Origin of the sequence: Pseudomonas sp. MF6755, assembly GCF_016405635.1 — a bacterium.
Lineage (GTDB): Bacteria > Pseudomonadota > Gammaproteobacteria > Pseudomonadales > Pseudomonadaceae > Aquipseudomonas > Aquipseudomonas haemolytica.
Genome location: NZ_JAEKDA010000001.1, coordinates 362,006 through 374,310, shown reverse-complemented (window position 1 = coordinate 374,310; position 12,305 = coordinate 362,006). Strand labels below are relative to the sequence as shown.

General features: G+C 59.0%; 12 protein-coding genes. 9 read left to right on the top strand and 3 right to left on the bottom strand.

Annotated elements, in window-relative coordinates:
- Positions 1-14: 14 nt before the first annotated feature.
- Positions 15-455, bottom strand: coding sequence for a universal stress protein (locus tag JFT66_RS01740; RefSeq protein WP_049709433.1), 441 nt, complete (start codon positions 453-455; stop codon positions 15-17).
- Between the two features lie 106 nt (positions 456-561).
- Between JFT66_RS01740 and JFT66_RS01735 the strand changes: the two genes are divergently transcribed.
- The 7 genes from JFT66_RS01735 to JFT66_RS01705 all read left to right on the top strand — a co-directional run bounded on the left by JFT66_RS01735 (position 562) and on the right by JFT66_RS01705 (position 8,966).
- Positions 562-999 (top strand): type II secretion system protein, encoded by a 438-nt coding sequence (locus tag JFT66_RS01735; protein WP_153837745.1) that lies wholly within the window; start codon positions 562-564, stop codon positions 997-999.
- A gap of 478 nt (positions 1,000-1,477) precedes the next feature.
- Positions 1,478-3,625 carry a fatty acid oxidation complex subunit alpha FadB gene (fadB, locus tag JFT66_RS01730; protein ID WP_034118690.1) on the top strand — a complete coding sequence of 716 codons (2,148 nt, stop codon included), beginning with the start codon at positions 1,478-1,480 and terminating at the stop codon, positions 3,623-3,625.
- Between the two features lie 29 nt (positions 3,626-3,654).
- Positions 3,655-4,830 carry an acetyl-CoA C-acyltransferase FadA gene (fadA, locus tag JFT66_RS01725; protein ID WP_016975260.1) on the top strand — a complete coding sequence of 392 codons (1,176 nt, stop codon included), beginning with the start codon at positions 3,655-3,657 and terminating at the stop codon, positions 4,828-4,830.
- A 98-nt stretch (positions 4,831-4,928) separates the two neighbouring features.
- Positions 4,929-5,165: a DUF1653 domain-containing protein gene (locus JFT66_RS01720; protein ID WP_034118825.1), complete on the top strand. Its 237-nt coding sequence runs from the start codon at positions 4,929-4,931 to the stop codon at positions 5,163-5,165.
- Positions 5,166-5,279: 114 nt separating this feature from the next.
- Positions 5,280-7,898 (top strand): type I DNA topoisomerase, encoded by a 2,619-nt coding sequence (topA, locus tag JFT66_RS01715; RefSeq protein WP_198858641.1) that lies wholly within the window; start codon positions 5,280-5,282, stop codon positions 7,896-7,898.
- A 193-nt stretch (positions 7,899-8,091) separates the two neighbouring features.
- Entirely contained in the window at positions 8,092-8,613 is a 522-nt protein-coding gene (locus tag JFT66_RS01710) for a DUF6586 family protein (RefSeq protein WP_198858640.1), read from the top strand.
- A gap of 119 nt (positions 8,614-8,732) precedes the next feature.
- Positions 8,733-8,966: a hypothetical protein gene (locus JFT66_RS01705; protein ID WP_005786160.1), complete on the top strand. Its 234-nt coding sequence runs from the start codon at positions 8,733-8,735 to the stop codon at positions 8,964-8,966.
- A 51-nt stretch (positions 8,967-9,017) separates the two neighbouring features.
- On the opposite strand, the gene sulA is transcribed toward JFT66_RS01705, so the two are convergent.
- Positions 9,018-9,491: an SOS-induced cell division inhibitor SulA gene (gene sulA / locus JFT66_RS01700; RefSeq protein ID WP_034118693.1), complete on the bottom strand. Its 474-nt coding sequence runs from the start codon at positions 9,489-9,491 to the stop codon at positions 9,018-9,020.
- 10 nt (positions 9,492-9,501) lie between these two features.
- Complete coding sequence (gene lexA, locus JFT66_RS01695; protein WP_003172575.1) at positions 9,502-10,110, bottom strand: transcriptional repressor LexA; 609 nt, start codon at positions 10,108-10,110, stop codon at positions 9,502-9,504.
- 263 nt (positions 10,111-10,373) lie between these two features.
- Here lexA and JFT66_RS01690 point away from each other — a divergent pair, with 263 nt between their 5' ends.
- Together JFT66_RS01690 and nagZ are read left to right on the top strand one after the other, a co-directional pair.
- Positions 10,374-11,078 carry a TetR/AcrR family transcriptional regulator gene (locus JFT66_RS01690; protein ID WP_034118694.1) on the top strand — a complete coding sequence of 235 codons (705 nt, stop codon included), beginning with the start codon at positions 10,374-10,376 and terminating at the stop codon, positions 11,076-11,078.
- 148 nt (positions 11,079-11,226) lie between these two features.
- The gene (nagZ, locus tag JFT66_RS01685) at positions 11,227-12,225 is read left to right on the top strand and encodes a beta-N-acetylhexosaminidase (RefSeq protein WP_198858686.1); all 999 of its coding nucleotides are present in this window, start codon (positions 11,227-11,229) and stop codon (positions 12,223-12,225) included.
- The last annotated feature ends 80 nt before the right edge of the window (positions 12,226-12,305 follow it).

Sequence of the window (12,305 nt, the reverse complement as noted above, 5' to 3'; positions counted from 1 at the left end):
CGGTTCAAATGTTCTTAGGAACTCTTCACCAGTTTTACCGCCAGTACATCGCACGGCGCGCCGTGCAGTACATCATTGGCAGTAGAACCGAGCAACAACGCCAAGCCGTGACGACCATGGCTACCCACTACGATCAAGTCGCAAGCCTTTTCCTTGGCCAAGTGGTGGATTTCCTGGCGCGGTTGGCCGTATGTCAGGTGGCAGTCTTCCTTTTTCAGGTGCGGGTATTTGAGAATCAAACGGTCCAGGCGCTCCTTGGCCTGGTCAAATTGTTGTTGCTGCAACTGGGAAAGGTCCATCGGCACGTCACCGCCAAAGGCCATGGCCATGGGCTCGACGATATGCACCAGCGACAGTATGGCGCCATTGGCCAATGCAGACTCCTGTGCGCGCTTGATCACCGGATCGCACTCTTCGGTCAGATCGACAGCGACCAGAATATGTTTGTAGGGCATGAGGCGTTCCTCCAAGGGACTGCAATACGTTCAGTATGGCTGGCTTTCAAGCGGATGGGGTTGCGTCAGGTCAAATCCGCTCATCTAGAAATTCGGGAGTACACATATGACGGTCTTGATAGTGGTGTCAATCCTTGCGGTGGTTTTAAGCCCCCTGGCATGGCTGCGCCCGTCGCGCCAGCAGAGCGGGCGCATGGCCCTGCGCATGGAGGCACGCCGCATCGGCCTGGCGATGCAGTTGGCGCCCCAGGAATGGCCGCATTGGCTCAAGCAGGAGCCGCCGAGCCCATGCGCGCAATATTGTCGCCCCCGGCGTGGCAGCACCCCGGCGATCTGGAGTTACTGGCAGCTGGAGCCGGGGGTTTGGGTCAATCAATGGCGCGAAGTGTGTGTGGATGAAAAGTTGTTGCCGCATTTTGCAACGCTGCCGGCGAACGTCTACAAGGTCGAGGCCGACAAGCAGATGATCGCTTTGTATTGGGGCGAGAAGGGCGAGATGAGCGTATTGAAGGATATTGATGCACTGCTCAAGGCTTTGGCCTGACGGGCAATAAAAAGCCCGACATCATCATCGGGCTGGAGTTGGCCAGGCAGGCCGGTAATTCTGTGGTTCCCGCGGCGGATGTTCATCCGCTCGCGCCAAGGTTTGTCGCAAGCCTAGCGGCATATCCCATTCTGTACAGCCGTTTCCCACATCTTTTGCCTTATTGATTTCGTGAATATTTGAATATTGGCGAGGCCGCGCCTTGGGGGCGGGGTTCTGAAATGACTGGAAAGTCGCGTTTTTACTAGCCTTTGGAGCGATTGACAATTGCTTGGAATTGGATGAAGGTGGCGTACCCAAATCAAACGGGCGTATGAATTGAGCGTTTGTCTGTCAGACGGCTCATACAGAACCCCGACTATCGCACTGGCGGGTGTGCCTGGCTGACTGGCGTGAGCATTGATGCAACTGTCAATGTCAAACCAGAGACCAGCGTCCAGTGTGTACTGTTCAGCTTCCATATCGTGGAGATCAGTTGATGATTTACGAAGGTAAAGCCATCACGGTTAAGGCTCTTGAAAGTGGCATCGTCGAACTGAAGTTCGATCTCAAGGGTGAGTCCGTCAACAAGTTCAACCGTCTAACCCTGAACGAACTGCGTCAGGCCGTAGACACCATCAAAGCAGATGCTTCGGTCAAGGGCGTGATCGTCTCCAGCGGCAAGGACGTGTTTATCGTCGGCGCTGACATCACCGAATTCGTCGACAACTTCAAGCTGCCCGATGCCGAGCTGGTGGCTGGCAACCTCGAAGCCAACAAGATCTTCAGCGATTTCGAAGACCTCAACGTGCCGACCGTTGCCGCGATCAATGGCATCGCCTTGGGCGGCGGCCTGGAGATGTGCCTGGCGGCAGATTTCCGCGTCATGTCCGCGACCGCCAAGATCGGCCTGCCGGAAGTCAAGCTGGGCATCTACCCAGGCTTCGGCGGCACCGTGCGTCTGCCGCGCCTGATCGGTGCCGACAACGCCATCGAATGGATCGCCGCCGGTAAGGAAAACAAAGCCGAAGACGCATTGAAAGTCGGTGCTGTCGACGCTGTCGTTGCTCCGGAGAAACTGGCCGAAGCTGCGCTGAACCTGATCAAGGGCGCCATCAGCGGCGAGTTTGACTACAAGGCCAAGCGTCAGCCGAAGCTGGAAAAACTCAAGCTCAACGCCATCGAGCAAATGATGTCGTTCGAAACCGCCAAAGGTTTCGTGGCGGGCCAGGCCGGCCCGAACTACCCGGCGCCGGTTGAAGCGATCAAGACCATCCAGAAGGCCGCGAACTTCGGTCGCGACAAGGCCCTGGAAGTGGAAGCTGCCGGCTTCGTCAAACTGGCGAAAACCTCAGCTGCCCAGAGCCTCATCGGCCTGTTCCTGAACGATCAGGAGCTGAAGAAAAAGGCCAAGGCCTACGACGAAATCGCCAAGGACGTGAAACAGGCTGCCGTACTCGGCGCCGGTATCATGGGTGGCGGTATCGCCTATCAGTCGGCGTCCAAAGGCACGCCGATCCTGATGAAAGACATCAACGAGCACGGTATCGAGCAAGGCCTGGCGGAAGCCGCCAAGTTGCTGGTCGGCCGCGTTGATAAAGGTCGCATGACCGCTGCGAAGATGGCTGAAGTGCTTAACGGCATTCGTCCTACGCTGTCCTACGGCGATTTCGGCCATGTCGACCTGGTGGTCGAAGCGGTTGTCGAGAACCCGAAGGTCAAGCAGGCGGTATTGGCTGAAGTTGAAGCCCAGGTCAAAGACGACACTATCCTGGCGTCCAATACCTCGACCATTTCCATCTCGCTGTTGGCCAAGGCCCTCAAGCGTCCGGAAAACTTCGTCGGCATGCACTTCTTCAACCCGGTGCACATGATGCCGCTGGTGGAAGTGATCCGTGGCGAGAAGTCCAGCGAGCTGGCGGTGGCCACCACCGTTGCCTACGCCAAGAAAATGGGCAAGAACCCGATCGTGGTCAACGACTGCCCGGGCTTCCTGGTCAACCGCGTGCTGTTCCCGTACTTCGGCGGTTTCGCCAAGCTGGTCAGCGCGGGTGTGGACTTCGTACGCATCGACAAGGTCATGGAAAAATTCGGCTGGCCAATGGGCCCGGCGTACCTGATGGACGTGGTCGGTATCGACACTGGCCACCATGGTCGCGACGTCATGGCTGAAGGCTTCCCGGACCGCATGAAAGACGACCGCCGCTCGGCGATCGACGCGCTGTACGAGGCCAAGCGCCTGGGTCAGAAGAACGGCAAGGGCTTCTACGCCTACGAGACCGACAAGAAGGGCAAGCAGAAGAAAGTGGCCGACCCTTCGGTACACGAAGTGCTGGCTCCGGTCATCTACGAACAGCGTGAGGTGTCCGACGAGGACATCATCAACTGGATGATGATCGCCCTGTGCCTGGAAACTGTGCGTTGCCTGGAAGACGGCATCGTCGAGACCGCCGCCGAGGCCGATATGGGCTTGGTGTACGGTATTGGTTTCCCTCCATTCCGTGGTGGTGCGCTGCGTTACATCGATTCGATCGGTGTGGCTGAGTTCGTTGCCCTGGCTGACAAATACGCTGATTTGGGCCCGCTGTACCACCCGACCGCGAAGCTGCGCGAAATGGCCAAGAATGGCCAGAGCTTCTTCGGTTAAGTGCCCAGACGACTAGAGCGAGAATATTTATGAGCTTGAATCCAAGAGACGTCGTGATTGTCGACTTCGGTCGTACTCCGATGGGCCGCTCCAAGGGCGGCATGCACCGCAATACCCGTGCCGAAGACATGTCGGCGCACCTGATCAGCAAGCTGCTGGAGCGCAACGTCAAGGTTGACCCGAACGAAGTCGAAGACGTGATCTGGGGCTGCGTCAACCAGACCCTGGAGCAGGGCTGGAACATCGCACGCATGGCCTCGCTGATGACCCAGATCCCGCACACCGCTGCCGGCCAGACCGTCAGCCGCCTGTGTGGTTCATCGATGAGCGCGCTGCACACTGCTGCCCAGGCGATCATGACCGGCAATGGTGATGTGTTCGTGGTCGGTGGCGTGGAGCACATGGGCCACGTCAGCATGATGCACGGCGTGGACCCTAACCCGCACATGTCGCTGTACGCAGCGAAAGCCTCGGGCATGATGGGCCTGACCGCAGAAATGCTTGGCAAAATGCACGGCATTACCCGCGAGGCCCAGGATGCGTTTGGCCTGCGTTCCCACCAACTGGCGCACAAGGCCACCGTGGAAGGCAAGTTCAAGGATGAAATCATCCCGATGAACGGCTACGACGAGAACGGTTTCCTGAAACTGTTCGACTACGACGAAACCATTCGTCCGGACACCACCCTGGAAAGCCTGGCGGCCTTGAAGCCGGCGTTCAATCCAAAGGGCGGCACCGTGACAGCCGGTACGTCGTCGCAGATCACCGATGGTGCTTCGTGCATGATCGTGATGTCGGCCCAGCGTGCCCAGGACCTGGGCATCCAGCCTCTCGCGGTGATCCGTTCCATGGCCGTAGCGGGTGTGGACCCGGCGATCATGGGCTATGGTCCAGTACCGGCCACACAAAAAGCCTTGAAGCGCGCAGGCCTGACCATCAACGATATCGACTTCTTCGAGCTCAACGAAGCTTTCGCCGCACAGGCCCTGCCAGTGCTGAAAGATTTGAAAGTGCTCGACAAGATGAATGAGAAGGTTAACCTGCACGGCGGTGCGATTGCCCTGGGCCACCCATTCGGTTGCTCCGGCGCACGTATCTCCGGCACTTTGCTTAACGTGATGAAGCAAAATGGCGGCAACCTTGGGGTTGCAACCATGTGCATTGGTCTCGGCCAAGGCATTTCTACCGTCTTCGAACGCGTTTAAGCGTTGCGTTGATGGAAGCCGGGGCCCAGTGCCCCGGTTTTTGTTTTTTGGAACTTTTTAATATTTTTTTTCAACAAATTTTGCAAGAGGGCCAGAGCATGAAAGTCGAACCAGGGCTCTACCAACATTATAAGGGGCCGCAGTACCGCGTTTTCAGCGTGGCACGGCACTCCGAAACCGAAGAAGAAGTGGTGTTTTACCAAGCGCTGTATGGCGAATACGGCTTTTGGGTGCGCCCCTTGAGCATGTTCGTGGAGACCGTCGAAGTTGACGGCGAGCAGGTCCCGCGCTTTGCTTTGGTCAAGACCGAACCCAGTCTTTTTTCAGGGCAATAACGGCAGGTCGCGCAGAATGCTGCGCTTGACCTCACCTTGTTGCCACTATATATAGCGTTGCCGCGACAGGCGCCAACTGCCTTTCACTTCTCGAATTCAGGAATTTTCCGATCCATGGGCAAATCGCTGGTCATTGTGGAATCCCCGGCTAAGGCCAAGACCATCAACAAGTACTTGGGCAACGAGTACGTGGTGAAGTCGAGTATCGGCCATATCCGAGACCTGCCCACCAGCGGTTCGGCTAGCGCCAGCAAGGAGCCTGCCAAGCGCGGCAAGGCGGCTGCGGGCGAAGGTCCGGTGCTCTCGCCTAAAGAGAAAGCGCGCAAGCAGCTGGTCTCGCGCATGGGTGTGGATCCGGATCATGGCTGGAAGGCCAAGTACGAAATCCTTCCGGGCAAGGAAAAGGTCATCGAAGAGCTGCGCCGGCTCGCCAAGGATGCTGACACCATCTATCTCGCGACGGACTTGGACCGCGAAGGGGAAGCCATTGCCTGGCACCTGCGCGAAGCCATCGGCGGTGATGACAGCCGCTACAAGCGCGTGGTGTTCAACGAAATCACCAAGAAAGCCATCCAGGAAGCCTTCTCCAAACCGGGTGAACTGGACATCGACCGCGTCAACGCCCAGCAGGCCCGTCGTTTTCTCGACCGCGTCGTGGGCTACATGGTCTCGCCACTGCTGTGGGCCAAGATCGCCCGTGGCCTGTCTGCCGGCCGTGTGCAGTCGGTTGCGGTAAAGCTGGTGGTAGAGCGTGAGCGCGAGATCCGTGCGTTCAACCCCGAAGAATACTGGGAGGTCCACGCTGACCTCGGCACCGCCAAGGGCGCCAACGTGCGCTTTGAAGTGGCCCGTGAGAAAGGCGAAGCCTTCAAGCCGCTGAACGAAGCCCAGGCCATGGCCGCGCTGGAAAAGCTCAAGGCTTCCAGTTACAGCATCGTCAAGCGCGAAGACAAACCGACCAGCAGCAAGCCGTCGGCGCCGTTCATCACCTCCACCCTGCAACAAGCCGCGAGCAACCGCCTGGGCTTCGGGGTGAAGAAGACCATGATGATGGCCCAGCGTCTGTATGAAGCCGGCTATATCACCTATATGCGTACCGACTCCACCAACCTCTCGGTGGACGCGGTCGCGATGGCGCGTACTTATATTGAAAGCGAGTTCGGCAAGAAATACCTGCCGGAGAAGCCGAACGTCTACAGCAGCAAGGAAGGCGCACAGGAGGCTCACGAAGCGATTCGTCCTTCCGACGCCAACACCGAGCCGAGCCAGCTCAGTGGCATGGAGCGCGACGCTGAGCGCCTCTACGAGCTGATCTGGCGCCAGTTCCTGGCTTGCCAGATGCTGCCAGCGCAATACCTGTCCACTACCGTCAGCGTGGGTGCTGGTGACTTCGAGCTGCGTGCCAAGGGCCGTATCCTCAAGTTCGACGGCTACACCCGCGTCATGCCGCAAATCGCCAAGCCTGGCGATGACGACGTACTGCCGGACATGGCCCAGGGCGACACGTTGAAGCTGATCAAGCTCGACCCGTCCCAGCACTTCACCAAGCCGCCGGCGCGTTATTCGGAAGCCAGCCTGGTGAAAGAGATGGAGAAGCGCGGTATCGGTCGTCCGTCGACCTATGCGGCGATCATCTCCACCATCCAGGACCGTGGCTACGTGGCGCTGCACAACCGTCGTTTCTATTCGGAAAAGATGGGCGACATCGTCACCGAACGTCTGTCCGAGAGCTTCTCCAACCTGATGGACTACGGCTTCACTGCCGGCATGGAAGAGAATCTCGATGACGTGGCCCAGGGTCAGCGCGACTGGAAAAACGTGCTCGACGAGTTCTACGGCGATTTCAAGAAAAAACTCGAAGTGGCTGAAAGCCCTGAGAGCGGCATGCGTGCCAACCAGCCGGTGATGACCGACATCCCGTGCCTGACCTGTGGCCGTCCGATGCAAATTCGTACCGCCTCCACTGGCGTGTTCCTCGGTTGCTCGGGCTATAGCCTGCCGCCGAAAGAGCGCTGCAAGGCCACCGTCAATCTGGTGCCGGGCGATGAGATCGCCGCCGATGACGAGGGTGAATCCGAGTCGCTGGTACTGCGCGGCAAGCACCGCTGCCCGATCTGCAGCACGGCAATGGACGCCTACCTGCTGGACGAGAAGCACAAGTTGCACATCTGCGGTAACAACCCGGATTGCAATGGCTACGAGATCGAAGAGGGCACTTACCGCATCAAGGGCTATGAAGGCCCAAGCCTGGAATGCGACAAGTGCGGCAGTGAGATGCAGCTCAAGACCGGACGTTTCGGCAAGTTCTTCGGCTGCACCAACCCGACTTGCAAGAACACCCGCAAACTGCTGAAAAGCGGTGATGCGGCGCCGCCGAAGATGGACCCGGTGAAGATGCCTGAGCTCAAGTGCGAGAAGGTCAACGACACCTACATCCTGCGTGACGGTGCTTCGGGCCTGTTCCTGGCTGCCAGCCAGTTCCCGAAAAACCGCGAGACCCGTGCACCACTGGTGTTGGAGATCGTGCCGCACAAGGATGAAATTGATCCGAAGTACCACTTCCTGTGTGAAGCGCCGAAGAAGGACCCGGATGGTCGCCCAGCCGTGATCCGCTACAGCCGCAAGACCAAGGAGCAGTACGTGCAGACCGAAGTGGACGGCAAGCCTACCGGCTGGAAAGCGTTCTACGACGGCGGCAAGTGGAAGGTCGAGGACAAGCGCCAGGGCGCTTGATCCATCGGATGCGCTGAAGATGCAATGTGGGAGGGGGCTTGCTCCCGATGGCGGTGGGTCAGTTGATACATCTGTAACTGACCCGCCGCCATCGGGAGCAAGCCCCCTCCCACATTTGCACTTGCGGTACGCCCGGCCGTTCCGTGACACTGTTCAGCCAGCATCCCGCCTATTCGTTGTGGAGATTGCCGTCATGGCCAACGAACTCTATACCCGTACTAACCAGAAAATTTACTTCGCGGGTTTATCTCTGGAAGCCCTTGGGCGTGCCGAGGAAGGGAAGGAGATGAATGCCATCGCGCTGGTGCAGGCAGGGCGCGAAGCAGCCTTGTTCCATCTGTACGGCGCCTTGCTGGGGCTGTGCCATGAAATCGCCGGGTTCTACCGCTTGCCCCAGGCCGGAGCGCCCCGGGCGGAAATGATCATGAACCGTGAAGTGCTGGATTCCATGGCGATTCCTGAGTTGACCGAGCTTGTGGAAATGGCCCAGAGCCCTGACAGCTGGGTGGCGCGGCTACTCAAGGCCCATGCGGACATTTTCCAGCCACCGCGTGTTCCCCACGTGCCCAAGGGCGATGTCACCCAGCCGTTGATCGTCGCCGTGGCGTTGGAGGCAGATGAGCCCAAGCCCTTGAGCCGCGAAGAGTTGGAAGGTTGGCGCCAGGAGCTGAAAAAAATGGCACTGCGTTTTCGTGAAGGGTTGAACGAGTGCTGAGGGTGGGAGCGAGTTAGCCCGGTACCATTCATCAAGCGGTAAAGAAACCTGCCCAGATCCTCTGCGAGGCTGGGTGGATGACTGATATAATCCCGGCCTTTCGTGGAGAACAGACTTTTATGCCAACGTCCTTTCTGGAAATTGTTGAACTGCCTGACGGCCGAATCGAATTGCGCCGGGCGGAGGACGAGGGTTCTCTGGTTATTCTGGATTTTTCCGAAGATGCCAAGGTGTTCCTGCAGGGCCAACACGTGGAAGTGGCTAAAGCCATGTTGAGCGTGGGTGTGCAGATGGCAGGTCGCTTGGCGGAAGGCGAGCCTGAAAAAGACGACGGCCCGCGGGTTCTTCACTGAGTCTGGTGGTGAAGGCGTTTCTGTGGCGAGCGAGTCCATCCACAGGGCTTATTATCCCAAGCGAATATTCAAGCTCTGTGCATCGCCCGTACGTGCGGCACTGATCAATTGCTGCTTGGCCGCAGCATTCAACGGATTCAACCAACTCACCACCGTATGACTACGGCCCAGGCGCAAGGCTTCGCAGGTCAACTGCTGGGCGCTCTGCGTGCCGCGTGGTTGCAGCAGCAGGATACGCTCACGGTTGAGGCCAGCCTCCCGTAGCCAGGCCTGGGTCAGGCTGGCGGGTGGGGCGATCAGGGTCAGCCAGCGTGCGTCCTTGTCTTCGCTCAATTCGCGCAGGATAGGTGCCAGCAGGTTCAGGCAGCTCTCAGCCGCACCGCGCAACGACAATTCACTGAACGCCTCAGGTTCGCTGCCCCAGGGGGCCTCGACCGTTTCCTTGAGGATGGGCGCAAGGGGTTGGGCCATGAAGGCCTCGAACAGCGACAGTTGGGTGTGTTGTGGGGTGTGCACGAGCTGCATGATGCCTCCTTTAGCGGCGAATGACGCCGACACTCAAGCCTTCGATCACCAGGTCCTGATCTTTCAGGTTGACTTCAATCGGGGCGAACTCAGGGTTCTCGGCCAGGAGCCAGACCTTGCTGCCTTCACGTTTGAAGCGTTTGACGGTGACTTCATCGCCGATACGGGCGACGACGATCTGGCCATTGCGAGCTTCACGGGTGGTGTGGACGGCCAGCAGATCGCCGTCGAAGATGCCCACGTCCTTCATGCTCATGCCGTGCACGCGCAATAGATAGTCGGCGCGAGGATGGAAGAAGGTCGGGTTGATGTTGCAGGATTCCTCGACGTGCTGCTGCGCCAGGATCGGCGCACCGGCGGCAACACGGCCGATGATCGGCAGTGTCGATTCGTCGGCCTTGGCCTCGAAGCCAGGGATGCGAATACCCCGCGAGGCACCTGGAGTCATCTCGATTGCGCCCTTGCGAGCGAGGGCCTTGAGGTGCTCTTCGGCGGCGTTGGGGGACTTGAACCCCAGTTCCAGGGCAATCTCCGCACGGGTCGGCGGGTAACCATTGTCATCAAGGCAGCGCTTGATAAAAGCCAGAATCTCAGCTTGGCGTGGCGTCAGTTTTAGCATGTTGATCGCTCTGTTTTTTTATACAGTGACTGGGATTATATACAGTGAACTGCGCTTGGCAATCATCCTTTTCAACGACTCCGCTGGACGGTCATTCTTCATCCTTCCTACAGCGTAGAGAGGGCGCTGCCTACAGGGCGGTAGGGATGTGATTTAATAGCGCTGAAACAGATGACTGCCTAGCCAGAAAGCGAACCCGCAGGCTTGACAAGACACACTCTGAAACGTATGTTTCAAACAAGTGTTTGTCAGGCGGAGTAGCCATGGCCCAGTCGGAAACCGTTGAACGCATTCTCGATGCTGCCGAGCAATTGTTCGCGGAAAAAGGATTTGCTGAAACTTCATTGCGGCTGATCACCAGTAAGGCTGGGGTCAACCTTGCCGCCGTGAACTACCATTTCGGCTCGAAAAAAGCCCTGATCCAGGCAGTATTCTCGCGTTTCCTGGGGCCGTTCTGCGCCAGCCTTGACCGTGAGCTGGAGCGTCGCCAGGCCAAGGCCGATCACAAGCCAAGCCTGGAAGACCTGCTGGAAATCCTTGTTGAGCAAGCGTTGGTCGTGCAGCCGCGCAGCGGCAACGACCTGTCGATCTTCATGCGCCTGCTGGGCCTGGCGTTCAGCCAGAGCCAGGGCCACCTGCGCCGCTACCTGGAAGACATGTACGGCAAGGTATTCCGCCGCTATATGCTGCTGGTCAACGAAGCCGCCCCGCGTATTCCACCTATCGAACTGTTCTGGCGCGTGCATTTCATGCTCGGTGCTGCGGCATTCAGCATGTCCGGGATCAAGGCTTTGCGGGCGATTGCCGAGACCGACTTCGGTGTAAACACCTCCATCGAGCAGGTGATGCGCCTGATGGTGCCGTTCCTGGCAGCCGGCATGCGCGCCGAGACCGGCGTCACCGACCCATCTATGGCCGCCGCCCAGTTGCGCCCCCGCAGCAAAACCGCGCCAATCGCCAAGGTTTGACCGCCCCCGGGTGTGCGCGACCGCTTGCATCCGCTAAGCTAGCCGCCATGCCGATTTCAGCTATTTACTCGTAACCCGTCGTGCTTACCGTGCCTGGTGAGCACGACGGGTTGTGTGCGTTATTTAAGGAAGGTTTATGACTGCTGCCCTGCAAGGTTCTTTGATGGTCGACGTTGCCGGTACCTGGCTGACGGCCGAGGACCGTCATCTGTTGCGCCAACCGGAAGTGGGCGGCCTGATCATTTTTGCGCGCAATATCGAGCACCCGCGCCAGGTTCGCGAGTTGAGCGCGGCGATTCGAGCGGTGCGTCCTGATTTGCTATTGGCCGTCGACCAGGAAGGTGGCCGCGTACAGCGCCTGCGCCAAGGCTTTGTGCGCCTGCCGGCCATGCGTGCGCTGGCGGACAACCCCAACGCTGAATACCTGGCTGAGCAGTGTGGCTGGATCATGGCCACCGAAGTACTGGCCGTGGGCCTCGACCTGAGTTTCGCTCCGGTACTGGACCTCGACTATCAACGCAGCGCCGTGGTCGGCACCCGCGCCTTCGAAGGCGACCCCGAGCGCGCTGCCCTGCTCGCCGGCGCCTTTATTCGTGGCATGAACAGCGCTGGCATGGCCGCCACCGGCAAACACTTCCCGGGTCACGGTTGGGCTGAGGCCGATTCCCACGTCGCCATTCCCAATGACGAACGCAGCCTGGAACAGATTCGCGCCAATGACCTGGTGCCTTTCGCACGCTTGAGCAAGCAATTGGCCGCCGTGATGCCCGCGCACGTGATCTACCCGCAGGTGGACGCCCAGCCCGCCGGCTTTTCGCGCCGCTGGTTGCAGGACATCCTGCGCGGTGAGTTGCAGTTCGATGGGGTGATTTTCAGTGATGACCTGTCCATGGCGGGCGCCCATGTGGTCGGTGATGCGGCCAGTCGAATCGAGGCGGCGCTGACTGCGGGTTGTGACATGGGGCTGGTTTGCAATGACCGCGCGGCTGCCGAGCTGGCGCTGAGTGCGGCGCAGCGGATGAAGGTCACACCGTCGGAGCGGATTGCACGTATGCGCGGCCAGGCGATTGCGTCGACTGATTACAAGCAGGATCCGCGCTGGTTGGTGGCCCTCACGGCCTTGCGCGATGCGCAACTGATCGACTGATCGAATACCGCGTCGCGTCCATCGCAGGCAAGCCAGCTCCTACATTTTGATATGTGAATACATTCAAGTGTGGGAGCGGG